The following is a 22,405-nucleotide window of genomic DNA, read 5'->3' on the forward strand; positions in this document are numbered from 1 at the left end:
CCTCGGCACTCGAGGAGCGCCGCGACAGCCTTGCCGCCATCGTCGAGGAGGCCGCACGCTCGGCCTCCGCCACGCTCGGCGACCGGGCCGACGACGTGCGCCGCGCCATCGAGCAGAGCGTCGGTGACGTCTCGACCTCGCTGGAAGCCCGCCGCGACGATCTTCTCACCGCGCTGGAGACCGGTTCCAGCTCGCTTACCGGTGCCATCGACCAGCGCTCCGAAGCGATTTCGTCGGCGCTGGAGCGCGGCCTCGGCAATGTCGAGCGCACGCTCAACACCTCCACCGCAAAGATCGCCGACTCCCTGCGCCACGCCATCGCCGAGGCAACGACGGCCATGAGCCTGGAGGCGAAGCAGGCCCGCGAAGGCCTCGAAGGCGAGACGGCCAAGATCGCCGAGAGCGTCTCGGGCATCGATCGCCTGTTCCAGGCCTCCGGCGAGGAAGCGCGTCTGCGCATCGCCGGCGAAGCCGATCGCCTGGCCGAGCGGCTTGCGTCGCTGGCCGACGATCTCGCCGGACGCGCTGCCGAAGCCAGCACGACGCTGGTCGGCGAAGGCGGACGCATTGCCGAGAACATCAGCGGCGCCGCCGAGGTCATCCGCTCCCTGTCCGAGCAGTCGCGGTCGCGCTTTGCAACCGAGGCCGAGGAACTGGCCCGCACCATCACCGAGATTTCCGGCACGCTGCGCAGCGAGACGGAGGAAGTGCGCGAAGGACTGGCCGGACAGCGGCTTGCGCTGGCCGATAGTCTGGCGGGCATCTCCACGACCATCGCCAGCGAGTTCGAGCGCAACACGCGCGACTTCGCCGTCCAGTTCGGCGAGGCGGGCGAACAGATCCGCTCGGCCGGCGACGCGGGCCGCGAGCGCTTCGTGTCCGATGCCGGCGCAATTGCCGAGCAGGTCGAGGCCGCCACGGCGCGGATGCGCGAGATGACGGAAGCGGCCGAACTGGCCCTGCGCGAGAACACCGAGGGCTTCACCCGCCGTCTCTCGGGCGCCTCCTACCAGATCCGTGGCGAGACGGAACGCGTGGCGGCGACGCTGGAAGAGCGGGCCGCCCGCTTCAGCGAGGAACTCGGCGGCGTTACCGCCCAGCTTTCGGAGATGCTGTCGAGCAATGTCCTGCGCGGCGATCTGGAAGAGGCGACCCGCCTTATCCGCGACGAGCTGGCCAATGCCTCGCAGTCCATGCACGACGGAGTCCATGCCGTGGCCAGCCAGCTGCGCGGCGACGTCACCGAAGCGTCGCAGACCCTCCACCGCGACGCCGAGAGCGCCCGCGAGCTGATGCTCGCCCAGGGCGGCGAACTCGCCAGCCAGTTCGCGTCGATCTCGGCCGCCATCCAGGTCGAGACCGAGCGGGCCCACAACGAGCTTCTGGAAAGCGCCGGTTCGCTGGGCCAGGACCTGTCGACCCGCATGAGCGAGGCCGACCGCGTCATCGCGGCACGGGCCCGGGTCATGGGCGAGGACATCGACGAGCGCACCCGGACGCTGGCCACCTTGCTCAGCGCGCGCAGCGCCGAAATCAGCCGCATTCTCGACGAGGAAGTGCGGCCGGTGTTCGAACGCCTGGGCGACAACGGCACCGAGCTGGCCCAGATGATCGAGGCGACGACGCGCGACGCATCCGACCGGCTGCGCAGCGAGAACGCGGCGCTGGTCTCGGCCCTCGGTCACCGGGCAAGCGAGGTGGTCGAAGCCCTCAACCGCTCCTCCGGCGACATCATCGGCAGCTTCGAGGACAAGACAGCGAGCGCTGTCGGCGCGGTGTCCGATCTCCGCGACAGCCTCCAGCAGGAGATCGGTTCGCTGGTCGGCCGGCTGTCCCAGACCAGCGGCGCGCTGCGCGGCCTGGTCGACGAAGCCGCCGAGAATCTGGGGGCGATCGATGAGACCCTGCGCGAATCCGGCGCACGCTTCAGCCAGGAGACGGAGGAAGCCTCCAACTCGATCTCCCTCTCCTCGCGTCTGCTGGAGAGCAATGTCGATCGGCTGGACAAGCTGTCCATGACGGCCTTCTCCAAGGTCTCGGCCATCGCCGACCGGTTCCAGGACCACGGCGCCGTTCTCAGCGAGGCGGTGCAGCTCATCGAGGCGGGCGAGGCCAATCTGCGAAACACCCTCGAGACGGGCCATGGCGGGATCGAGGAATTGTCGACCGGCCTCGTCAAGCGCTCCGAGGAGATCGGCACGCTGCTGCACTCCTTCGAAGAGCTGATGGGTGGCCTGTTCGATCGCACGGAGCAGCGCTCGCGCCTGATCTCGTCGCGCCTGTCGAGCGAAATGGGCGAGACGCTGGTCGCGGCCGATCGCCAACTGCAGACCGCCGAGGAGCGTTCGCGTGCCACCGCCGAGGCGATGCGCCAGGCAATCCAGTCGGTCATCGAGGACGCCAGCTCACGCTTCGACGGGGCGACCGCCGAGATCCGTCGCACCGCGGCGGAAATCCGGCAGGAACTGGAGGCAGCCCGGAGCGACATCAAGCGCGGCGTGTTCGAGCTGCCGGACGAGACCCGCGAGAGCACGGAAGCCATGCGCCGGGCCGTCGCCGACCAGATCCGCGCATTGCGCGATTTGTCGGATGTCGTCTCCCAGTCGGGCCGTGCCTTCGACGTCTCGAGCCGCAGCCCGGAGCGCACGCCAGCGCCTGCCGAGGCCCACGCGCGGACGGCGACGGCCCATGAGCGGCCCGCGCCGCGCCAGGCTGCCGCGCCCGCCGTGGCACGCCAGCCCAAGCCGCCGGTCTTTACCGCGGAAGAAGAACAGGAGGTGGAGGACCAGATCGCGGCCTCGTTCATGACGGACGGCAATCTGGCCCATGACCTGCGTGGCTCGAACTACGACACGCCGGCCCGCACCCAGGCGCCGGCAGCCTCGCCGCGCAGCGAAGCCCCGGCCCGCCCGGCGGCACCCCCGGCACCTGCGCCTGCTCAGCAGCGAACGCCGTCGGCGCCGCTGCGTGCGCCGGCCCGTCCGGCAACGCCCGCCGCCCGGCCCGAGCCGCCCGCCGATCGCGGCACCGCCGAATCCGGCGGCTGGGTCTCGGACCTGCTGCGCCGCGCCTCCCAGGACGAGGAGGACGACGCCCCGGTCCAGCCGTCTGCCGCTGCCGGCGGCCAGGACCGGAACCAGGCACCCGCCGAGGGCCGTTCGCCGGACCACGTTGTGGAATCGCTGAACTCGCTGTCGGTGGATATCGCCCGGGCGATCGACCACAAGGCGTCGATCGAGCTTTGGGAGCGCTATCGCAAGGGTGAGCGCAACGTCTTCACCCGGCGCCTCTACACGATGAAGGGGCAGCAGACCTTCGACGAGATCCGGCGCAAGTATCAGCGCGACTCGGAGTTCCGTGCGGCGGTCGATCGCTATATCGGCGACTTCGAGACGCTTCTGGCCGACATCGCCAAGAGCGATCCGGACAATGCGCGCAGCCGGACCTACCTCACCTCCGACACTGGCAAGGTCTACACCATGCTGGCGCATGCATCGGGTCGGTTCGACGCCTGATCGACAGCACGACGCGGGCCGCCTGGGGGCGCCCGCTCCGAAAGACCGCTCGGCCGCAGGTGTTTTTTTCGCCTGCGGCCGAATTTTTTTGACGGTGCCACGCGGGTCCGGCGTCGCGCGTTAAGGCTTGCGACCCGATCGGCAGTCCGTGACCCGTTGTCCGGGACACCGGTCCAGCGTGCGCAGCGGCACCGCAAGACACTGTCAGGCGCGCCACGGCGCGGTCGGTCTCGGCGCTGTTTGAGCCCGAGCAGGGGCGCCGACACCTGTGCGCCGGGCCCGCACAGCCCCGGCCCCCGTGTTTCCCGTCCATCAGCGTCTCCCCGCGGACCGCCCCGACATGGTTGCCGAAAGGCGAACGCCACCGCCACAATTTGCCGATCCGCGTTCAACAAACGTCAAGTATAGCCTGTAACAAGACGCCTAAATTTTGATGCAAATGCGGATGCTACATTTCGCGTCAAAGTAAAACGGAACGCGCATTCTCCTCTCACGAACGAGGAGAAAGCACATGCAGAACGTCATCAAGCAGGTCACGATCGCAGCCGGGGTTCTTCTCGCCGTCGGCGCGGGGACCACAGGCGCCAGCGCCGCGCCGGCGATGGCCACGACCGGCCAGACATCGCAGCCGGTCGGCCATTATGAGTTCTGCAAGAGCTATCCCAGCACCTGCACCCGCAATGGGACAGCTGCCGTCGTCAAGCTGACCCGCGAGGCTTGGGCGCAGATCGTCGAGGTGAACAACGCCGTCAACACCAGCATCTTTCCCCGTACCGACGAGGAGATGCACGGCGTGCCGGAAGTCTGGTCGTACCCGACCGTGCAGGGCGACTGCGAGGATTTCGCGCTGCTCAAGCAGTACATGCTGGAGCGGGCCGGCATCCCGGCCTCCGCCCTGCTGATCACCGTGGTGCGCCAGCCCAATGGCGACGGCCATGCGGTGCTGACGGTTCGCACCGACCAGGGCGACTACGTCCTCGACAATCTCGACGGTCGCGTGCTGGCCTGGACCGACACCGACTACCAGTATCTCAAGCGCCAGTCCGAGCGGCACGCCGGCAAGTGGCTGGCCATCGCCGACGACCGCAACCTCCTGGTCGGCAGCGTTCGCTAAGGCGATCCGACAGACGATTGAATGCAGAGAGCCGGCCGCTTTCGCGGCCGGCTCTCTGTTTGTGGCGGATGGAAACTCCGCGCGGCCTATTCGAGGTCGATGTCCAGGATCGTCATGGTGAGATGGTAGGACAACTCCCCCTCCTCGGTATCCTTGGCGAGCAATCCGACGAACTCGTCGTTCAGATAGACCTCCGCGGAGTCGGCACTCTTGGGCAGCGCGCGCACCTTGATGTCGGCGGTCTTGAAGCTGTTTCTGAGATAGGCTTCGAGCTTGCGGATTTCGTCGGGCTTCACGGCATTCTCCTGGATCGTCTGGAACGCCTGTAGCTAGGCGCGAGTCTCGCGTTTCAATCCTTGACGCCGCTCAATCGCCCCGTTCGAAGCACTGGTCCATCGCCCGGGCCGGTTCGTCGCAATCGCCGGCCGAGCCGATCACCCGTGCCGGAATGCCGGCAACGGTGGTGTGTGGCGGCACTTCCTTCAGGACGACCGAGCCCGAAGCGATCTTCGAGCATTCACCGACGCGGATGTTGCCAAGGATCTTTGCGCCTGCCCCGATCAGGACGCCGCTGCCGATCTTGGGATGGCGATCCCCGAATTCCTTGCCGGTGCCGCCCAGCGTGACGTCCTGAAGAATCGAGACGTTGTCACCGATCACGGCGGTGAAGCCGACGACCAGTCCCGTGGCGTGATCGAGGAAGATCCCGCGCCCCATGCGCGAGGCCGGGTGGATATCGGTCTGGAAGACCGCCGAGGAGCGCGCCTGCAGATAGAGGGCGAAGTCGCGCCGACCCGCATTCCACAGCCAGTGGGCCAGCCGGTGCGTCTGGATGGCGTGGAAACCCTTGAAGTAGAGCAGCGGCTCCAGATAGCGCTCGCAGGCCGGATCACGGTCGTAGACGGCCTGGATGTCGGTGCGCAGCGTCGCGCGGAAGCTGTCGTCGGCCTCCAGCATGTCGGCGAAGGCCTGGGCGATGGTGACGGCCGGCAGGTCGGGATGGTCGAGTCGCTGCGAGACGCGGTGGATCAGCGCGGTCTCAAGGCTGCGCTGATTGATGATCGTCGGGTAGATGAAGCCGGACAGGACCGGTTCGCGCGCCAGGACGTCCTCGGCCTCAAGCCGGACCTGAGCCCAGATCGGATCGACGGCCTGGAGCTTGTCGTGGGTTTGCGAGCTCATGCTGCTCATGGGATTCTCCCAGTCGGGGATTGGCCGAATTGGCGCACACTCCTGCGCGAAGATAGGCGCGCGACGCCGCAAGGGGAAGCCACGGCGTCCGAACCGCTGGTCCCCGCGCCCGCACCCCCTGGTTCTTCGCGCCGGGACGGCTCAGGGCGGGCCGGCCGCAAAGCCGTGGCGCGCGAGGAAATCGAGGACCGCGTCGCCGAAGACATCGTTGCGGTCGCCCGCCACCATATGCCCGGCGCCGGCAATGTCGACGAACTCGGCCGACGGCGCGAGCTGGCGGAACTCGGCAATTTCGGCTTCTGTGACGATATCGGAGCGCCCGCCCCGCACCCGAAGCGTCGGGATGTCGAGGGCGTTTGCGGCAGCGACCAGTTCGGCGCGCGCCGCGTCCCGGCGCGTCGCAACGCTATTCGGACCATCGATGAAGGCCGGGTCCCAGTGCCAGCGATAGCGCCCGTCCGGCGACAGCCGCAGATTCTTCGCCAGCCCCTTCGACGACCCCGTGGGCCGGCGGTTCGGCAGATAGTCGGCCACCGCCGCGGCCGCCTCGTCCAGGCTGCCAAAGCCATCGGCGAGACCTTTAGTCATGAAGCGGTGGACGCGGGCGACACCGTCCGCGTTGAGGCTCGGCGTCACGTCCACCAGGATCAGCGCGCCAAAGCGGTCTGCCTGGCCCTGCGCCAGCAGGCTGGCGATGCCGCCCAGCGAGGCGCCGACGGCCACGGGCCGGATGCCTGTCTCGGTCGCGACCGTCTCGGCGAGCGCACCCGCATCGGAGCCGAAATCGAAGAAGGTGTAGCCACCGCCGGCGATCCATTCGCTGTCGCCGTGGCCGCGTTGGTCGACGGCGATGGGCGACAGGCCGCGCGCGGCCATCCGGCCGGCGACATGGGACCAGGCCTGCCGGGTCTGGCCGCCGCCATGCAGCATCAGGACCGGATGGCCGTCCGCACCGTAAGCGTCGGCGACAAGCCGGTTGCCGGCAGCGCCGGTCCGCTGCACCGGTGTCGGGATCACGTCTTCTCGCCGAGGAAGCGCACGACCTCCGCTTTGAACGTGCGGTCGCCGACGGACAGCATGTGATCCCGGCCCTCGATGGCGAAGACCCGGGCATTCGGCATCAGCGCGGCCAGCCTGTCGGCCGAACCGGCAATGTCGTCGCTCGTGCCCACGCCGATCAGCGTCGGCTGGGAGATCCTTCCGACCTCGGCCTCGCTCAGCTCCTGCCGCGATGTGGAGATGCAGGCAGCCAGCGCATGGCGGTCGCTCTGCGTGCGATCGGCGAAGGCCCGGAACATGCGGCCGCGCGGGTCTGTGACGTCGTCGAGGGACGGCGCAAGCAGCGCAGCCGCGATCGTGTCCCAGTCGCCCACGCCCTCGACCAGGCCGATGCCGAGGCCGCCGAAGACGATCTGCGAGATGCGCTCCGGCGCCGCGAGCGCGGTGAACGCCGAGACCCGCGCACCCATGGAATAGCCGAAGATCGCTGTTCGCGGGATGTCGAGATTGTCGAGCAGCGCCAAGACGTCGCCGGCCATCTTCTGTGGCGTATAGGCCGCTTCATCGGTCGGCTTGGCGCTGCGGCCGTGGCCGCGATGGTCGAAGGCAATGACACGATAGCCAGCATCGCCGAGCGTCTTGACCCAGCCGGTGTCGATCCAGTTGACCCGCATCGACGATGCAAAGCCATGGACCAGCAGGATGGCGGGCCGTTCCCGCTCGCCCGTATCGGTGTAGGCCAGTTGCAGATCGTCGCTGGTGAAGGTGTCCATGGCAGCCATTCCCGTGGTTTTCGCGATCACATCACACGCGCTTCGCGGCGCCGTGGTCCGACAGGACGCACGAAACGTGCCATTGACATGTCGCGCCGGCCCATCGCGCTTTCGGACGATCGATTCCGATTTTCGCGCCGATGCTGTAGAGCCATGGCAGCGGTTTCGCCACCCCCTGTTCATTCGCCGCCGGCGCCATTATGGTCCGCGCCATAGCGCAACCGAGCCGAGGGCAAGCCGCAATGGCCGGGCACACGATCCCCCATTTCCAGAACGATGCCGGACACGACCTGATCGAGGTCGGCGTCAACGAATTCATGTGCTGCGGCGCCAACCCGCCGCATGACCATCCGCATGTCTATCTCGACATGGGCAACGAGGGTGAAATGGTATGCGGCTATTGCTCGACCCTCTACCGCTACAATTCCACGCTGAAGGGCGGGGACACGATCCCTCCGGGCTGCCAGTTCGAAGAGAAGGCCGCCTGAGATAGGCGCCATCGAGCGCGCGCGCCCGGTCGTCGTCGCCGGAGCCGGCATGGCCGGCCTGACGATGGCGCTGGAACTGGCGCGCCGCGACATCGCGTCGATCGTCGTCGAACGTGCACCGCGGCTCGAAGAGGTCGGTGCCGGCCTGCAATTGTCGCCCAACGCACTGCGGGTCCTGGCGCGCCTCGGCCGGCTGGACGATCTGAAGGCGCGCGGCACCGTGGCGGAGACCGTGACGCTGCGGCGCGGCGATACGGGGCGCCCGATTGCCTCGGTGCCGGTCGCGGCCGACGACGGCACGCCGTATTTGTCCATCCACCGCGCCGACCTGCAGGCCTGGCTGGCCGACGCGGTCGCCGCTTCGCCCCTCGTCGATCTGCGCCTCGGCACCGGGATCACCGGCGTCACGCAACACGGTGGCGGCATCCGGACAGACATATCGGCCGCCGGCGGTGACGGATCGCTCCATGCGCCGCTCCTCATCGCGGCGGACGGGGTGAATTCGCCGATCTCACGGATGCTCGGTCTGGGCGAAGCGGTGGCCACGGGTGCCCTTGCCTGGCGCGGACGAATTGCTGACCTTTCCGCCCTGCCGCCCCCGGCCGGCATCGAAGCCTGGCTGGGTCCGCGACGCCACGCCGTCGCCTATCCGATAGCCGGCGGCCGGGAAACGAATCTCGTGCTCATCGAACCGGCGACCGACATGACCGACGCAGCGGATCTCGCGCGTCGCTTCGACCGCTGGGATCGCCGGCTTGGCGCGATGATCGCGGCTGTCGGCAGCTTCACCGCCTGGCCGCTCAAGGGCGTTCCACCGCAGCGTTCCTGGCGCCATCTGGACGACCGCCTCATCCTGATTGGGGACGCGGCCCATGGCATGCTGCCCTACGCCGCCCAGGGCGCGGCCATGGCGATCGAGGATGCGGCGGTTCTCGCCGATCATCTGGACCGGGCGCCCAGCCTGCCGGCAGCGTTGCGCGGATACGAGGCCGAGCGGCGGCCCCGGATCGACAGGGTCCGGGCCCGGGTCGCCTTTCACCGCCGGGTCTATCACCTGCCGTTCCCGCTCAGCCTCGCCCGCAATGCGGTGCTTGCCAGACGGTCGCCGGACAGCCTCGCGCGCGATCTTGCCTGGCTTTACGACTGGTACCCGCCGCGCGGCTGACACGTCGATTACGTGTCGCCCACGAAGCGCCCGCGGGAACAGCGCGACCGATGGGGCGTTCCTGTCATGCCTAGACGTGTCTGCACCGGAAGACCGGATCGCGAACACATCGGGCGGGAGGACTGGCACCGGACCGCATGACGAGCCGTGCACTCTCTCAAAGCTGCAAGGGACGGTTTCGAAAAGGTCATTTACATGCCGAAAAGTAACAGGACTGGCAGGTTCGTCGGTGTTGCCGCACTGGCGGCTTCGACAGCCATCAGCGGGCCGATCGCTGCTTACGCACAGAATGCTGCCACCATACGCCTTGCGCAGGCCGAAGAATTGCTGCCGCAGGAGGCGGCTCCGGCTCCCGAAGCGCCTGCCCCCGAGGAGGCGGCGCCTGCAGAACAGGCCGCGCCCGTAGAGGAGCCCGCCGCGGAGCCCACACCGGCACCCGTCGAGGAGCCCCCGGCAGCGCCCGAGCCCGCACCCGAGGCACCGCCCCAGGAGGCACCGCCAGAGCCCGAACAGGCCGCTGAAGAGCCTGCTCCCGAGCCGGTCGCCGAAGAACCGGCAGTCGAAGAGCCCGCTGTGGAAGAGCCGGCTCCGGCCGAAGCCGAGACGCCAGTTGAAGCCCCTGCGGAAGCTGCTCCTCAGGAAGAGGCACCGGCGCCAGAGCCTGAGGTAAGCGATCCTGCAGCCGAGGCACCGGTGGAAGAGCCCGCCGCCGAGGCACCAGCCGACGCTGTGGTCGAGGAGCCGGATGCGTCCGACGCCGAGCCCCCGGCGGAAACGGCTCCCGAGGAGACCGCTCCGGCAACCCCGGCCGAGCCGGCACCGGAGGCTGCGCCGGCCGATCCTGCCGCCGAAGCCCAGCCGGATACCGCGGACGATGCGGCCGAGTCGGACACCTTGGAAGGTGCCGCCGAGCCGGAGACCGGCGCAGACGCCGCTCCGACGGATGCTGAACCGGGCGAACCCGCTGAAGCAGCCGCACCAGCCGAAGAGACGCCAGCAGACGCCGCGGCCGAGCAGCCCGCTGACGAAGCTGCCGCCGAGGCAGAGCTGGCCGCGCCGGAATCCCAGCCCGAGGCGGTGGATGAGACCATGCAGACGGAAGCCGTGCCGGAAGGCGGCGTCGCCGCCAGCGATGCGCGCGTCCAGCAACTGGCAGAACCGGTCGAAATGACGCCGATCACCGCCGAGGAAGGCGAGCGGATCGAAGCACCGGCCGCTGCTGGAAGCACCACCAACAACAACACGGTGATCAACAACACGACCACGACGAACAATACGGTCGTCAACAACAACACCGTCAACCAGCAGGCGCCGCTGCCGCCGGGCGTCGAAGTCGTCGACCGCGTCGGCAACCGCGACATCCTGGCGATTGTCGGTGCCGGCGCCGCCGGTGCGCTTGCGGGAGGTGCCGCAGCCTACTTCCTTCGCGGCAATGACGACGACCGCATCGCGGTCGACGCCCAGGAGCGATACTACGACCGGCTGGGTGGCGATCGTACGCGCGAAACGGTCGTGCGTCCGAACGGCGTACAGGTGGTTACCATCACGAACCGCTACGGCGACGTGGTGCGTCGTTCGCGCATCATGCCGGACGGGGAAGAGGTCGTGCTGTTCTACGATCCCTATCAGGAGGATGTCGGCCAGGACGATTATTACTACAGCGACGTCGGTGCCGAGTTGCCGCCGCTCGACCTGCGGATTCCGCGCGAGGACTACATCGTCGACGTCGCGGATCCCGACGAGGATCTCTACTATCGCACCATCGTCGCACCGCCGGTCGAGACGGTCGACCGGATCTACTCGCTGAACGAGGTCCGCCGTTCGGAACGCATCCGTGACAAGGTGCGCCGGATCGATCTGAGCACGATCAACTTCGATTTCGGCTCGGCGGACATCAGCCAGGAAGAGGTCAGCGATCTGCAGGCGCTTGCCGATGCCATCGCCCGGGTGATCAACGAGAACCCGGACGAGACCTTCCTGATCGAGGGCCACACCGATGCGGTCGGCAGCGAGCGCGCCAATCTCGCCCTCTCCGACGAGCGGGCCGACGCCGTGGCAACGGCGCTGACCGAGTATTTCGAAGTGCCCCCGGAAAACCTCGTGACCCAGGGCTACGGCGAATCGGACCTGAAGGTGGATACGGAGGCCGAGAACCGGGAGAACCGGCGCGTGACCGTCCGCCGCATCACCCCGCTTGTGAAGCCGATCAACACCGCCCAGCGATAGGCCGGGCGGTTCACACGACACAATGCAGAACGGCGGCCCGCGGGCCGCCGTTTTCGTATCGACATGTGGAATGCAGGAAGACGAAAGGTGGCACGCGGCCCCTCGCCGATCGTCAGTCGTCGTCGTCGACGACCGGGCGTTTGGCCGCGACAGACAGGAAATCCCCGAACGGACCGAGCGGCTCGACATAGCTCGCCAGCACCTTGAAGGCGACCATGACGGGGACGGCCAGGAACATTCCCACGACGCCCCAGATCCAGCCCCAGAAGGCCACCGACAGGAACACCGCGGCGGCATTCATCTCCAGGCGCCGTCCGACGATCATCGGGGTCACAAGCTGCCCCTCGACCGTCGTGCAGGCGAGATAGACAAGGACCGGCGCGAGCGCGTTGGACAGGCTGCCGAATTCGGCCAGCGCAATGACCCCAACAAGGAACATGCCGAGAAGCGCGCCGATATAGGGAATGAAGTTCAGGAGCGTCGCCAGCGCGCCGAAAATGATCGGCGTCGGCATGCCGACCCACCAGAGCAGCGTGCCGATGATGACACCGAGTGCGATGTTGATCAGCGTGATGGTGAAGAGGTAGCGCGACAATTCACGCTCGATCTCGTGGGCGATGTTAAGTGCCCGTTTCTTGTCCGCCAGTGTCGGCATGGCGCGCACGAGCTTCTGGTAGAACAGGTCGCCGGAGGCGAGCAGAAAGTACAGGAATACCAGCGAGAAGCCGACCGAGGCGAGGATCTGCGGCGCAGCCGAGGTGACGTTGTCGAGAAGACCGGGATTCTTGACGACCACTTCTTCAGGCTCGTCGTCGTTCAGCCGGTTCTCGTCACCCCCTGCGTCCTCGACGTTCTCCTGGGCTGCCTGCAACCTCGCGAAGCGCTCCTGAACCGAACGCAGTTCCTTGTCCACGGCCTGGGCGTAGCGCGGCGCATCGTTGACGATGTTCGTGATGGGGTCGCTCAGCATGTAGAAGCCGAAGACCAGCGTCACCATCGCACCGACGACCAGCACGAGGGCCGAGACCGGCTCCCAGATCTTCAGCCGCCGACGCATGAAGCGTACCACCGGGCTCATCACCAGCGCAAAGAGCAGCGCGATGATCACCGGCAGGACGAAACTCGCCGTCAGGTACAGCGCGCCGAACAGAAGTATGAAGAAGATGCCGATCAGGGCCCAGCGCGGACCGGCCTCGAAATGCTGATTGGTGACCAGACCGATCGTCGGCGACCCCGTTGCAGGCCGCTTCTCCTTGCGCGCCTCACTAGCTCGTTCAGTCAAGGCGCATCCCCCGGAGTCAGACCAGCACCAACGGCCTGATCAAGAACAGGTTCCCCGCCCGTGAGCGATATCCAGCGACATTTCGCCGATCGCGCAGAAACCATTTCGGAGGCCCGGCACCGACCCGACGCCGGCGGATCAGTGGAGGATCTGCGACAGGAAGAGCTTGGTGCGCTCGTGCTGGGGGTTGGTGAAGAACGCCTCGGGCTCGTTCTGCTCGACGATCTGGCCGGCATCCATGAAGATGACGCGATTGGCGACCTGCCGCGCGAAACCCATTTCGTGGGTCACGCACAACATCGTCATGCCCTCCTCCGCAAGGCCGACCATGACGTCGAGAACTTCCTTGATCATCTCCGGATCGAGCGCCGAGGTCGGCTCGTCGAACAGCATGATCTTGGGGCTCATGCACAGCGAGCGGGCGATGGCGACGCGCTGCTGCTGGCCGCCGGAGAGCTGCCCCGGATATTTATGCGCCTGCTCCGGGATCTTGACCCGCGAGAGGTAGTGCATCGCCACCTCCTCGGCCTTCTTCTTGGGCATCTTGCGAACCCAGATCGGCGCCAGCGTGCAGTTCTCGAGAATCGTCAGATGCGGGAACAGGTTGAAGTGCTGGAACACCATGCCGACCTCGCGCCGGACCTCGTCGATCTTCTTCAGATCGTTGGTCAGCTCGATGCCGTCGACGACGATGCGGCCCTTCTGGTGCTCTTCCAGCCGGTTGATGCAGCGGATCATCGTCGACTTGCCGGAGCCGGAGGGTCCGCAGACGACGATCCGCTCCCCCCGGTGCACCGTCAGGTTGATGTCGCGCAGCACGTGAAACTCGCCGAACCACTTGTTCACGCCGAGCAGTTCGACGGCGATCTCGTCAGAGACCGCCATGCGATTGGTGGCGTCCGGCTGGGTGTCGATATCGACGGCCATGGAAGGATCCTTCAGCTCTTGTGTCCGGTATCCAGTCGCCGCTCGGTGTAGATCGAGTAGCGCGACATGGAAAAGCAGAACAGCCAGTAAATGAATGCGGCGAAGACAAGCCCGGTCGCCGGCGTGCTCGGGGTGATCCAGTCCGGATCGTTGAAGCCGCGCCGGACCGTCCCGAGAAGGTCGGCCAGCCCGATGATGTAGACCAGGCTCGTATCCTTGAAGAGCCCGATGAAGGTGTTGACGATGCCGGGGATCACCATGGTGAGCGCCTGCGGCAGGACGATCATCCGCATCTTCTGCCAGTAGGTCAGCCCCATGGCGTCGGCGCCCTCGTATTGTCCCTTTGGGATCGCCTGCAGGCCGCCACGGATCACCTCGGCCATGTAGGCGGCCGAGAACAGCGCAACGCCGACCAGCGCCCGCAGGAGCTGGTTGAAGCTGACACCCTCCGGCAGGAACAGCGGCAGCATGAAGTTCGCCATGAACAGGACGGTGATCAGCGGCACGCCGCGCCAGAATTCGATGAACACGATGCAGAACAGCCGCACCGCCGGCATCGTCGAGCGTCGCCCGAGGGCCAGCAGAATGCCGAGCGGCAGCGAGGCGGCGATACCGCTGACCGCCACGACGAGGGTCACCATCAGCCCGCCCCACAGATTGGTGGAGACCTCCTGCAGCCCGAAATCGCCGGTCATCAGCACGATGAAGGCGATCGCCGCGATGGTCGGCATCAGCAGGCCTAACAGCCCCACGCCTTCCGAGCCGGCACGAAATCCGGTCCAGACGGCCAGGACGATGGCCAGCAGCGCGGCGAGGAATGCCACCACCGAGAGGATGGAAAACCGGTATCCGAGGAAGCGGAACAGATCGGCATCGACGGCGGCGGAGACGAGCAGCAGCAGAAACGAGACCCCGGCGAGACCGACCGCGATCTTCATCGGCGGATGCGAGACATCCACGTCCGGCTTCGCCAGGGCGCTGCTCAGCGTGGCGATGGCCGCAACGAGGAAGATCAAGGCGACCGTGCCGCCGGCGAAGCTGAACTCGCCGCCCGTCAGCAGAACGAGCGCCACGAACGGAAACACCCCGAACAGCAGGATCGCGTTCAGCCGCTTGTGCGGCACCCGCGGGATCGCCAGCCCGGCGGCCAACAACGCCAGCAGAACCACGGTCAGATCGATGCGCCAGCGCGCGCCGAACGGGTAGACGCCATACATGAACTGACCGAACTTGGCGCTGACGAAGGCCCAGCAGGCCCCGCCATGGCCGCCCTCCTCGGGGAGGCACGCCGTGCGATCCTCACCCGTGAAGACGGCGCTGAACCAGGCCCAGTCGACGATCTTGAGTGCGGCCCAGACGATGAACGCCCCGGCGAGGATGCTCAGGACCGTATCGATGGGCGTGGCGAAGAGGTTGCGTCGGACATTGCCGATGAACCCGACCTCGCTGGGCGGCGGCGGCAGCGGCAGCTTTTCCTCGGTCGAGACGAAACGGGCGACTTGTTCTTCCATGGTCTATTCGCCCCCGGTCATCGCTCGACGAGCGCCATTTTGGCATTGAACCAGTTCATGATGAGCGACACCGTGATGGACAGGCCGAGATAGACCGTCATCCAGATCACCACGATCTCGATCGACTGGCCGGATTGGTTGAGGACGGTCGAGCCGACGGCGACGAGTTCGGGATAGCCGATCGCCAGGCCGAGCGACGAGTTCTTGGTCAGGTTGAGATACTGGCTGGTGAGCGGCGGAATGATCACCCGGAAGGCCTGCGGCACGACCACCAGCCGCAGCAGCTTGCCGCGGGTGAGCCCGAGGGCCGACGCAGCCTCGGTCTGGCCCTTGGATACCGACAGGATGCCGGCCCGCACGATTTCGGCAACGAAGGCCGCGGTGTAGATCGACAGGGCAAGCCACAGCGCAATGAATTCCGGACGGACCTGGATGCCGCCCGCCAGATTGAAGCGGGTCGCGGTCGGGTACTCCAGTGTCGCCGGGATGCCCGTGACGAGAAACACCAGGACCGGCAGGCCGAGAATCATTCCCATGGCGGGCCAGAGCACCGGCAGGCGCTCGCCCGTGGCGAACTGCCGCTTCCTGCTGTGTCGTGCATAGAGAATGGTCCCGACGATTCCGATGGCCAACGCTGCCACCGTCGCCCAGGCGAGCGGTTGCAACAGGACGGCGGGAATCTGCAGGCCGCGATTGGTGAGATACACACCGACCGGGCTCTCTTCGACGCCACGCGGACCGCTGAGCACCGACAGAACGCCGAAATACCAGAACAGGATGACGAGCAGCGGCGGGATGTTGCGGAACGTCTCGACATAGACGGTCGACAGCGACCGGATCAGGAAGTTGCGCGACAGGCGGCCGATACCGACCAGGAACCCGACGATGGTTGCCAGGATGATGCCGCTGATCGCCACGACGAGCGTGTTCGCGATGCCGATCAGCAGCGCGTCGGCATAGGTGGCATTGCTCGAATAGGCGAAGGGCGTGATGGCGATATCGAAGCCGGACCGCTCGTCGAGAAAGCCGAAGCCGGACGCGATGTTGGCAGCCGCAAGGTTGCGCGCCGTGTTGTCGACGATCCACCAGGTGAAGAGCGTCAGCCCGATCACCAGGCTGACCTGGATCACGATGCTGCGGACGGTCGGATTGTTCAGGAAACGAGCCCCGCCGCCCTGACGCGGCACCGAATGGGTTTCGACGGTCATCTACGCTCCCGGGCGTTACGGAAAGTGTCGATCCCCGGCCGCCGCTGGGGCAGTGGGCCATGCCGGGCAGGCCGGACGCGCGAAGCGCCCGGCCCGGCTTTCGAAGCTTAGCGGATCGGCATGCCGTACTGCAGGCCGCCCTTGGTCCACAGGGCGTTCTGGCCGCGGGCGATCTCGAGCGGCGTCTCGACGCCGATGTTGCGCTCGAAGATCTCGCCGTAATTGCCGACGGCCGTGATGACGTTGACGGCCCAATCAGCCGGCAGCCCGATGGACTCGCCGAAGTTCTTGTCCTGTCCGAGAAGACGACGGATTTCCGGGTTCTCCGAGGTCTTCATCTCTTCGACGTTCTCCTGGGTGACGCCCAGTTCCTCGGCGTTCAGCAGCGCGTTATGCGTCCACTTCACGACGTTGAACCACTCCGTGTCGCCCTGGCGCACGGCCGGGCCGAGCGGCTCCTTGGAGATGATCTCCGGAAGGATAACGTGCTCTTCGGCATTGCCCATCTCGAGGCGCGAGGCGGCAAGGCCCGACGCGTCGGTGGTCAGCACGTCGCAGCGGCCGCTGTCATAGGCCGAGTTCACGTCCGACTGGGACTCGATGACGACCGGGTTGTAATCCATGTTGTTGGTGCGGAAATAATCCGCCAGGTTCAACTCGGTGGTCGTGCCGCTCTGCACGCAGACCGTCGCGCCGGACAGTTCGAGCGCGGAATTCACGCCCAGATCCTTCTTCACCATGAAGCCTTGACCGTCATAGTAGTTGACGCCGGCGAAGGTCAGGCCGAGCGTCGTGTCGCGGTCCATCGTCCAGGTGGTGTTGCGGGCCAGCATGTCGATTTCGCTGTTCTGAAGCGCCGGGAAGCGCTGAACGGCCGAAAGCGGCGAATACTCGACCTTGGACGGATCACCGAAGACGGCTGCGGCTACCGCCTTGCAGTAGTCGATGTCCAGACCCTGCCAGGCGCCCTGATCGTTCTGCGACGCGAAGCCCGGCAGACCCGTGTTTACGCCGCAGCGCAGCACGTCGCGATCCTTGACGGTCTGAAGCGTCTGAGCGGAGGCACCGCTGACTGCCAGTCCGGCAACCGAGAGGCCGAGTACGGCGGTCAAAAGTCTGAGTGTCATCAGGAAACCTTTCCAGGCATGGATTTGAGTTTAACTCTTGTCGTTAGCGAGGAAAGATGCGCCTACCTTAGCTTGAACCGCTTCGGTCACGCATCTTCACGTAGCGCCGACGATCACATGTCATAAATTTGGGCAGGTCAAGCAGGTGATGTTTTTTTCCTATCGATTCTGACCATTACGGCAATCTACGCATTACGAACAATCAGGAAGACTAAAAATTGAGCACCAGCACACCGAAGACCCCGGTCCAGCCGGGCATCCACACGCAGCTCACCCATGGCCCGTTCGATCCCCATACCCAGCATGGCTTTGTCAATCCGGCGGTGATGCACGGCTCCACCGTGTTGTTCCCCACGGCCAGGGAACTGAAGAACCGAGCGCGCGCGCCGTTCAGCTACGGCCTGTCGGGGACCCCGACGACCAAGGCTCTCGAAGACCAGTTGAGCGAACTCGAGGGGGCCACCGGCACGATCGTCGTCCCGTCAGGACTGGCCGCTGTCACCGTGCCGTTGCTGGCGTTCCTGTCGGCGGGCGACCACTGCCTGGTGGTGGATTCGGTGTATTTCCCGACCCGCCGCTTCTGCGATGGGACGTTGCGGCGCATGGGCGTCGACGTGGAATATTACGATCCGCATATCGGCGGCGGCATCGCCGAACTGATGCGCCCCGAGACCAAGGTCGTCTTCCTCGAGGCGCCGGGCTCCAACACCTTCGAGATCATGGACGTCGCCGCCGTCTGCGCCGCGGCCCATGCCGGCGGCGCGGTGACCATGCTCGACAACACCTGGGCGACGCCGATCTTCTTCCGGCCACTCGATCACGGCGTCGACCTGTCGATCCACGCGCTGACGAAATATCCCGGCGGCCATTCCGACCTGATGATGGGCAGCGTGTCGGCCAACGCGACGACCTTCGCGCAACTGCGCGACACGCAGATGCAGATCGGCGTCAACGGCGCACCCGACGACACCTATCTCGTGCTGCGCGGTCTGAAGACGATGGGCATCCGGCTCGAGCGCCATCAGTCGTCCGCGCTGGCGCTGGCCGAATGGCTGGAAGGGCGCGACGACGTCCTGCAGGTCCTGCACCCGGCCCTGCCCTCCTTCCCCGACCACGCGCTCTGGCGCCGGCAGTTCAAGGGGGCGAGCGGGCTGTTCGGATTCGCGCTCGACGGCAACGCGGAGGCGACCGAGCGTTTCCTTGATGCGCTGAACGTCTTCGGGCTCGGTTATTCCTGGGGCGGCCACGAGAGCCTGGCCGTTCCCGCCGCGCTCGCCGACCGGACCATCGCCAGGGGACCGGCCGCCGGCTCGCTCATCCGGCTGCAGATCGGGCTCGAGGACGTTGCCGACCTTCAGGCCGATCTGGAGGCCGGCTTCGCGGCAGTCGCGGCCGGCTGATCCTGCTCGCACCCGGATCCGCGAAGCCTGGCGTGCCTTGTGCGTCCCGTCGGACACGCGGCGCTCCAGGTAATGCGGAGCCGACGCCTCGCCCTGCCCGAAAACGACAGGAAGCGGCCTTGCGTGTCAGCCGATGGCGCGGACGTAGGACGGCAGTCCCCGTGGGACATTGGTGCATCCGTGGAAGACGCGCACGTCCACCCGCGGATCGTCCTGTGCATATTCGTAGTCTATCCCCAGCATGTTCATCACGCTGGCCGGGTGGCGGAAGTCGCCCGCCATGGCCGCCTTGCACTGATCCACCAGGATCGTCGAACGTGACTGAAACATCGTCTGCCTCCAAGTGTGGTCTGCATGCCGATGATGCCCACACCCTCCTCTCTAGCCGATGAAGATTGATGGTGGCTGGAACGTGAAGGGCGCGAAAGCGATCATACGCCCGGAAACCCCTGCAACCTGTGCCCGACGCGCCGCATTGGCCGGGGAAAATGCTCCCTGAAGCCGGCCGGTTGACGGAGCATGCCGCAAATGTGTCCCCGGCGCTTGACCGGCCTGCGTCGATCCGGCACTCCGGTACCCACCTCCGGGCGTGCCTGCACGTGCGGCGGATCCATTCTGAGGAACAATTGGAAGGAGAGGTGGGACAACTCCGGTCGGAGCGTGAAGGCTATCGATCGGCGTACGAAGAAGTGCAGCCGCGTCTCAACTATCTTCGAATGGTCACCGGTCCCGTCTCGCGCGAGGAGATAGATCCCTCTTTGATGGGCAAGCCGAGCATCATGGTTGTGACGCTGCCCAAGAGCGGAACGGTCTATATTACCCAGGCTTTGCGCCAATCACTCGGCTACGACTTTACGTCGGTAATGGTCACTCCGACTTTCCCCAAGAACATCGTATGGGAATCGATGGCGGTTGATTTTGCCAAAGGCGGAATGGTCTCCGCCTCCCACATGGAGCCCGATGTCGCCAATCTTGCCGCGCTGAAATATGCAGGAATTGACAAGGCAGTGGTCCATTTCCGCGACCGCGCGCGGCCCTTGCAAGCTGGTTTCACTTTCGCACAGCGTATGGTCAGAATCCCTCCGCGGAAGAGCGTCTCAGCCGGGTCGCCGTGGAAATGCCTGCCGAGTTCCTCTCCCCTCCACGGGTCAAGCAGATAGATCACTTCATCGAGTCATTTTGTCGGCCCTGCATCAACTGGATGGTCGACTGGCTCGATATCGTCGATCGGGACCCTGCGTTCGAACTGTTGCTGAAGACGCATGACGAACTGCGGGGACAGGAGGATTCCTACCTTCGCTCCATTCTCGACTTCTATGAGATCGACGCTCCGTTGAAACTGGTCGAGAAATCGAAAGCGACGCATTTTCGCAGGGGTGACAGCAGCAGTTGGCGGGAGGATATGACCGAGACGCAGATGGAGCGTCTGGCGTCGATGATCCCCAATGTGCTTCGCGAGCGTTTCGGCTGGCACTGAGAATGCTGCGCGAGTGACGCCGTCAGGATCGCCGTTCCAAGTAGCCGCTGCGATCGAGATAAGCGATCACCTGGTGTGCCAGGGCTTCTGGCTCACCGGTACCTGCGCTCAGACGGATTTCCGGGTTCTGCGGCGCCTCGTAGGGGCTGTCGATCCCGGTGAAGTCCTTGATCAGCCCGGCGCGGGCGCGCTTGTACAGACCCTTCGGATCGCGCTGCTCGGCGATGGTCAGTGGCGTGTCGACGAAGACGTCGATGAACTCGCCATCGTCGAAAAGCTCCCGCGCCATCCGGCGGTCGGATCGGAACGGCGAGATGAACGAGGCGAGTACGATCAGGCCGGCATCCACGAACAGCCTCGCTGCCTCGGCCACGCGGCGGATATTCTCGACCCGGTCGGCGTCGAAGAATCCGAGATCGCGGTTGAGACCATGGCGCAGATTGTCGCCGTCGAGGAGATAGGTGCGCCGGCAGCGCTCGAACAGGCGCTTTTCGACGAGATTGGCGATCGTCGACTTGCCCGCGCCGGACAGGCCCGTGAACCAGATCACCGCCGGCGTCTGGCCCATGGCGGCTGCGCGTCGCCGCTTGTCGAGATCGAAACTCTGCCATCGGACATTCGTCGCGGGGGAGCGTCCGAATGCGGTCATGTCGCTGCTTCAGCCTCGGCAGGCGTAGACCGGCTGGGCCCGTGCGATGGCCGAGCACTCACCTTGAGACCAGCCACCGACGGCAACTCAGCTCGTGTGTGGACGCCCCCCGGAATGCAAGCGGTTTTTAGCTTTGGAATGAGCAATGCGGTCGAGTTCCGTCGTGTGTCCGGCCTCATGATGCGGCTTTCATACGCCGCGGGCCCTTATGGATAGTTCGAAGATCGGGTCCAATTCGACTTTGCGCGCTTGAAGCGCTCCGAGCTAACCTGGTTTTCCCGATCCCGTCCTTTTCGACTGTTCGCCCATAAACCTCCGCTCAGAACCGCCGCATTCCCGACGTCTCCAGCCTATCGCCTTCAGGCGGCGGCCGGAGCCCGGTACGCCCCACCGCGGGTCATCAGAGCCCAAGCGATACGAGCGATCTTGTTCGCCAGCGCGACCGCGACCAGCATCTTCGGCTTTCGCGCCAGCATACGCGCGAGCCACGAACCATCGGGTGCTCCTCGCCGCGCCGCCAGTTGAACCACGGACATGGCGCCCATGATCAGAAGGCGCCGCAAATCACGCTGACCCATTTTCGATGTTTTGCCCAGCCGCGTCTTGCCGCCAGTAGAGTTCTGCCTGGGCGTAAGCCCCAACCAGGCGGCAAAATCGCGCCCTTTCATAAATGTCGAAGCCGGCGGAGCGAGCGCTGCGATTGCGACCGCACAGATCGGGCCGATACCGGGTATCGTCATCAACTGACGTGAGGCTTCGTGCGAGCGCGCGATGACCTTGAGATGCGCACTCAACGTATCGATCCGTTCGTCCAGCATGGCGAGATGATCCAGAAGCTCCCGGCCCAGATCGATGACCAGCTGCGGAAGGGGCCTGTCCGGGTCGTTTAGTGCCAGCGCAAGCTGACCGATGTGCGAAGTTCCTTGAGGCGCGATCACGCCGTATTCCGCGAGATGACCGCGCAGCGCGTTGATCGTCTGGGTTCTCTGAGTGAGTAAAAGATTACGAGTTTTGATCAGCATCGCCTGGCTCTGCTTTTCCGCACTCTTGACGGAAACGAAGCGCATCGTCGGCCGAGAGGCCGCTTCGGCGATTGCCTCCGCATCAACTACATCGTTCTTCTGCCGTTTTACGAACGGCTTCACATATTGAGGGGCGATCAGGCGCACGTCGTGGCCGAGTTTCCCGATCTCCCGTCCCCAGTGATGAGCGCTCGCGCAAGCCTCCATCGCCACTATGCAGTCCGCCCTGAATAATGGCTAAGCCGTTGAAGCGACGCACCCGGAAAGACGTTTGGACGTATGCGGTTTCGCCGTTTTTGGCTGGCTTGCTTGCAGGAACCAGACAAGCCAA

Annotated in this window: 18 protein-coding genes and 2 pseudogenes; 8 read left to right on the forward strand and 12 right to left on the reverse strand. The window is 65.8% G+C overall.

All coding sequences use genetic code 11. From position 1 onward, the window contains the following. Together VQ042_RS02530 and VQ042_RS02535 are read left to right on the forward strand one after the other, a co-directional pair. A pseudogene (locus VQ042_RS02530) lies at positions 1-3,515 on the forward strand (hypothetical protein); the annotation flags it as partial. 511 nt (positions 3,516-4,026) lie between these two features. Then, positions 4,027-4,629: a transglutaminase-like cysteine peptidase gene (locus tag VQ042_RS02535; RefSeq protein WP_331815127.1), complete on the forward strand. Its 603-nt coding sequence runs from the start codon at positions 4,027-4,029 to the stop codon at positions 4,627-4,629. 86 nt (positions 4,630-4,715) lie between these two features. Here VQ042_RS02535 and VQ042_RS02540 read toward each other — a convergent pair whose 3' ends face one another. The 4 genes from VQ042_RS02540 to VQ042_RS02555 form a co-directional block, all read right to left on the reverse strand. Next, complete coding sequence (locus VQ042_RS02540; RefSeq protein WP_331815130.1) at positions 4,716-4,925, reverse strand: DUF3126 family protein; 210 nt, start codon at positions 4,923-4,925, stop codon at positions 4,716-4,718. A gap of 70 nt (positions 4,926-4,995) precedes the next feature. Continuing rightward, on the reverse strand, positions 4,996-5,820 hold the full coding sequence (gene cysE, locus VQ042_RS02545; RefSeq protein WP_331815133.1) for a serine O-acetyltransferase: 825 nt from the start codon (positions 5,818-5,820) through the stop codon (positions 4,996-4,998). 141 nt (positions 5,821-5,961) lie between these two features. Further along, positions 5,962-6,837: an alpha/beta fold hydrolase gene (locus VQ042_RS02550; RefSeq protein ID WP_331815136.1), complete on the reverse strand. Its 876-nt coding sequence runs from the start codon at positions 6,835-6,837 to the stop codon at positions 5,962-5,964. Beyond that, complete coding sequence (locus VQ042_RS02555; protein WP_331815138.1) at positions 6,834-7,592, reverse strand: alpha/beta fold hydrolase; 759 nt, start codon at positions 7,590-7,592, stop codon at positions 6,834-6,836. Before VQ042_RS02555 ends, VQ042_RS02550 begins: the two co-directional genes overlap by 4 nt. A gap of 242 nt (positions 7,593-7,834) precedes the next feature. Between VQ042_RS02555 and VQ042_RS02560 the strand changes: the two genes are divergently transcribed. The 3 genes from VQ042_RS02560 to VQ042_RS02570 all read left to right on the forward strand — a co-directional run bounded on the left by VQ042_RS02560 (position 7,835) and on the right by VQ042_RS02570 (position 11,471). Beyond that, positions 7,835-8,080 carry a zinc-finger domain-containing protein gene (locus VQ042_RS02560; RefSeq protein ID WP_331815140.1) on the forward strand — a complete coding sequence of 82 codons (246 nt, stop codon included), beginning with the start codon at positions 7,835-7,837 and terminating at the stop codon, positions 8,078-8,080. A gap of 10 nt (positions 8,081-8,090) precedes the next feature. Next, positions 8,091-9,245, forward strand: coding sequence for an FAD-dependent monooxygenase (locus VQ042_RS02565; protein WP_331815190.1), 1,155 nt, complete (start codon positions 8,091-8,093; stop codon positions 9,243-9,245). 195 nt (positions 9,246-9,440) lie between these two features. Beyond that, the gene (locus VQ042_RS02570) at positions 9,441-11,471 is read left to right on the forward strand and encodes an OmpA family protein (protein ID WP_331815142.1); all 2,031 of its coding nucleotides are present in this window, start codon (positions 9,441-9,443) and stop codon (positions 11,469-11,471) included. A gap of 112 nt (positions 11,472-11,583) precedes the next feature. Here VQ042_RS02570 and VQ042_RS02575 read toward each other — a convergent pair whose 3' ends face one another. The 5 genes from VQ042_RS02575 to VQ042_RS02595 all read right to left on the reverse strand — a co-directional run bounded on the left by VQ042_RS02575 (position 11,584) and on the right by VQ042_RS02595 (position 17,526). Further along, complete coding sequence (locus tag VQ042_RS02575) at positions 11,584-12,753, reverse strand: AI-2E family transporter (RefSeq protein ID WP_331815145.1); 1,170 nt, start codon at positions 12,751-12,753, stop codon at positions 11,584-11,586. Between the two features lie 138 nt (positions 12,754-12,891). Beyond that, positions 12,892-13,638 (reverse strand): amino acid ABC transporter ATP-binding protein, encoded by a 747-nt coding sequence (locus VQ042_RS02580; RefSeq protein WP_442880012.1) that lies wholly within the window; start codon positions 13,636-13,638, stop codon positions 12,892-12,894. A 53-nt stretch (positions 13,639-13,691) separates the two neighbouring features. Continuing rightward, entirely contained in the window at positions 13,692-15,191 is a 1,500-nt protein-coding gene (locus VQ042_RS02585) for an amino acid ABC transporter permease (protein ID WP_331815150.1), read from the reverse strand. Positions 15,192-15,208: 17 nt separating this feature from the next. After that, positions 15,209-16,399, reverse strand: a complete 1,191-nt coding sequence (locus tag VQ042_RS02590) for an amino acid ABC transporter permease (RefSeq protein ID WP_331815151.1) — start codon at positions 16,397-16,399, stop codon at positions 15,209-15,211. 107 nt (positions 16,400-16,506) lie between these two features. After that, complete coding sequence (locus VQ042_RS02595) at positions 16,507-17,526, reverse strand: amino acid ABC transporter substrate-binding protein (protein WP_331815153.1); 1,020 nt, start codon at positions 17,524-17,526, stop codon at positions 16,507-16,509. A gap of 218 nt (positions 17,527-17,744) precedes the next feature. On the opposite strand from VQ042_RS02595, the gene metC reads away from it, so the two are divergent. Beyond that, positions 17,745-18,926 carry a cystathionine beta-lyase gene (gene metC / locus VQ042_RS02600; protein WP_331815156.1) on the forward strand — a complete coding sequence of 394 codons (1,182 nt, stop codon included), beginning with the start codon at positions 17,745-17,747 and terminating at the stop codon, positions 18,924-18,926. 126 nt (positions 18,927-19,052) lie between these two features. On the opposite strand, the gene VQ042_RS02605 is transcribed toward metC, so the two are convergent. Further along, complete coding sequence (locus tag VQ042_RS02605) at positions 19,053-19,256, reverse strand: hypothetical protein (protein WP_331815159.1); 204 nt, start codon at positions 19,254-19,256, stop codon at positions 19,053-19,055. A 308-nt stretch (positions 19,257-19,564) separates the two neighbouring features. Between VQ042_RS02605 and VQ042_RS02610 the strand changes: the two genes are divergently transcribed. Further along, positions 19,565-20,086, forward strand: coding sequence for a hypothetical protein (locus VQ042_RS02610; RefSeq protein ID WP_331815161.1), 522 nt, complete (start codon positions 19,565-19,567; stop codon positions 20,084-20,086). A 41-nt stretch (positions 20,087-20,127) separates the two neighbouring features. Next, on the forward strand, positions 20,128-20,403 hold the full coding sequence (locus VQ042_RS02615; protein ID WP_331815162.1) for a hypothetical protein: 276 nt from the start codon (positions 20,128-20,130) through the stop codon (positions 20,401-20,403). A gap of 22 nt (positions 20,404-20,425) precedes the next feature. Here VQ042_RS02615 and cysC read toward each other — a convergent pair whose 3' ends face one another. Both cysC and VQ042_RS02625 read right to left on the reverse strand, forming a co-directional pair. After that, positions 20,426-21,052, reverse strand: a complete 627-nt coding sequence (cysC, locus tag VQ042_RS02620) for an adenylyl-sulfate kinase (protein ID WP_331815164.1) — start codon at positions 21,050-21,052, stop codon at positions 20,426-20,428. Between the two features lie 359 nt (positions 21,053-21,411). Next, positions 21,412-22,293, reverse strand: a pseudogene (locus VQ042_RS02625) (IS110 family transposase); the annotation flags it as partial. Positions 22,294-22,405 lie beyond the last annotated feature (112 nt).

Source organism: Aurantimonas sp. A2-1-M11 (assembly GCF_036549475.1).
Taxonomy (GTDB): Bacteria; Pseudomonadota; Alphaproteobacteria; order Rhizobiales; family Rhizobiaceae; genus Aurantimonas.